Origin of the sequence: uncultured Jatrophihabitans sp. (assembly GCF_964246335.1) — a bacterium.
In the GTDB taxonomy this organism is placed as follows: Bacteria; Actinomycetota; Actinomycetes; order Mycobacteriales; family Jatrophihabitantaceae; genus Jatrophihabitans.
In genome coordinates this window covers 1-2,595 of the sequence record NZ_CAXTQF010000047.1, presented here as the reverse complement: position 1 = coordinate 2,595, position 2,595 = coordinate 1, and the positions used below count along the sequence as shown (strand labels likewise).

General features: G+C 68.7%; 1 protein-coding gene and 1 pseudogene. Both read right to left on the bottom strand.

Going from position 1 to position 2,595, the window contains the following annotated elements; genetic code table 11:
* Positions 1–75 precede the first annotated feature (75 nt).
* Positions 76–2,301 (bottom strand): PKD domain-containing protein, encoded by a 2,226-nt coding sequence (locus ACFFCN_RS13360; RefSeq protein ID WP_375492331.1) that lies wholly within the window; start codon positions 2,299–2,301, stop codon positions 76–78.
* A pseudogene (locus ACFFCN_RS13355) lies at positions 2,274–2,595 on the bottom strand (hypothetical protein); the annotation flags it as partial. The pseudogene ACFFCN_RS13355 and the gene ACFFCN_RS13360, both read right to left, overlap by 28 nt.

Genomic DNA, 2,595 nt, shown 5'->3' with positions numbered 1-2,595 from the left:
CCCGCCCCCCCCCCCCGCGGGCTCTTCGGGGGGGGGCGCCCCACCCCCCCCCCCCCCCCACGTCGGAGGTGTTCGTCAGCTCTTGATCGCCTGCAGGTTGTCGAACAGGACCGACACCGGAGCGTTGGTGGCATTGCCCGCGAGGTACACGAGCACTCCGATGCCGCCCGCCGACTGCAGCGTGGCCTCGTTGTCGGTGACGCTGATCTGGCTGGCTGCCGGCTCCGTGGATCCGCTCCATACCTTGCCCGCAATGGTCGTCGTGCCGCTGCCACTGATCTGCAGCCTCGCGTGCAGCAACGTACCCGCCGTGTAGGTCAGGCCGGGGACGACCACCTCCTGGATGACCGTCTCACCCTCGGCAGTCGTGTCCTTGGCCACCACGAGGTGTACCGAGCCGTCGGCCAGGAAGTGCACCTTGAACCGGTACTCACCGTTGCTGGTCTGCCGCGTGCTGAGGGTTGCGAGCAGGCCGTTGCCGGTCGGCGCCTTCGACATCCCGAGATCGAAGGTGACGTTCAGATTCGCCGCCGACACGTTCGACAGTGACGCGGCCGCACCCGCTCCGGGTCCGGTCAGCGCGATCTGCCCGGTGCCATTGGCGACCGAGTACAACTCCGGTTGATCGACCGACCATGCACCGCCGGTGTCCGCCGTACCCCATCCGTTGGTGACCGAGCGTCCGAACGCGTCGGCCGCCACCGGCGCGACAGCCGCAGCGACGGTCACCGCCTTGGTCGCCGTACCGGTGCGATTCGCGCTGTCGGTGACGGTCAGGATGACGGTGTAGGTGCCGGCGGCCGCGTAGGTGTGCGACAGTTTCGCGCCCGTCCCGGTGGCCTTGTCGCCGAGGTTCCATGCGTACGACTTGATCGTGGCACCGCTGACGGCCTTCGATGCCGACCCGTCGAACGAGCACGCCAGCTGCGTGCACGAACTTGTGAACGACGCCGTCGGCGCGGAGGTCGGCGCGGTGACGGTGACCGTGTGGCTGACCGTGCTCTTCTGGTTGTTGCTGTCGAGAACGGTCAGCGCCACGGTGTAGGTGTTGGCCTTCGTGTAGCTGTGCGACGGTTTCGCACCGGTGCCCGACGAGCTGTCACCGAACGTCCAGGCGTAGCTGGTGATCGTCGCGCCGCCGGCCGCACTGGAGCCGGTGGCGTCGAAAGTGCAGGCCAGGTTGGTGCACGACGACGTGAACGCCGCTGTCGGTGCCGGGGGCGCGGTGACCGTGACGGTCTTCGTCGCCGTGCTCGTCTGGTTGTTGCTGTCGGTGACGGTCAGCGTCACCGTGTACGAACCCGCACTCGTATAGGCGTGCGCCGGCTTTGCACCGGTCCCGGTCGCCGTGTCGCCGAACTTCCAGGCGTACCCCGTGACGGTCGCGCCGTTGGCCGCACTGGACGCCGACGCGTCGAAGGAGCAGCTGAGGTTCGTGCACGAGTAGGCGAATGACGCCGTCGGCGGTGTCGCAGCGGCCGGCGACACCGTGTGCGTGACGGTGTCCGTGCCGCCCTTGCTGTCGCTCACCGTCATGGTCACCGTCTTCGTGCCTGCCGCGGTGTAGGTGTGCGACGTCGTGGCGCCGGTACCGGTCGTGCTGTCACCGAACGCCCACGAGTAACCGGTGATCGTCGCGCCACTTGCCGCACTCGACCCGGACGCGTCGAACGAGCACGTCAGGTTCGTGCACGACGACGTGAACGCGGCGGTCGGTGTCGTCGACGCGGCGGGGGTGCGGCCGCTCTTCGTGACGTGTGCCTGGATCGTCGACGCCGAGAGCACCGTCGGGTAGATCGCGGTCTCGTCGAGCGTGCCGGCGAAGTAGGAGCTGGTCGGCGCCGACGGCCAGCCGCTCAGCGATTCACCACCGAGCCGCCAGTAGCCGTCGTAGCGTTGTGGGCTCGTCTCCAGGGCGTTGCGCGACACCAGCGCGCCGTCGACGTACAGCGACGCCCCGGCCAGCGACTGCGTGACGACGGCCTGGTGCCAGGCGCCGTCGTTGTACGTCGCCGGGCTGGCCACCGTCTGGTACTGGCCGCTGTTGATGCCGTAGAGCAGGTGGCCGGCGTTGTCCATGTAGAGCCGCCGGTCGTCAGCGCCGTTCGTGCCGGTCTGCGACGTGGCGAGCCCCAGCAACTGCCCCCCCGTCTTGGTGGTCGTCTTGAACCACGTCTCCTCGGAGAAGTTGGTCGTGGTCGTGGCCGAATTCGCTGCGTACGCGGTGCCGGCCGACGTGCCGGAGAACGTCGCAGCCGTGTCGCTGTCGCCGATCACGGCACCGGCGGCACCGTTGACCACCCCCCACTGCCCTCGGTGAGCGGTGCGGAATTCGCGGTGTCCGCGCCGGTCTTCGAGGTGACCGGGTCGCCCAGGCGCCAGTAGTCGGTGGCGCCGTCGTTGAGGATCTGCTGCGCGTAGGCGCTCGGGCTCGTCGTCGGCATGGTGACCGTCGTGTAGTCGCCGCGGACGCTGTTGCCGCTCGGATCGGTCACCCGCACGTAGTAGTTGTGTGACGACCCGGGCTGGACGGTCGTGTCGGTGTAGGACAGCGTCTTCCGGTCCCAGAACTGCGACGTGGAGGTGGTCGTGTAG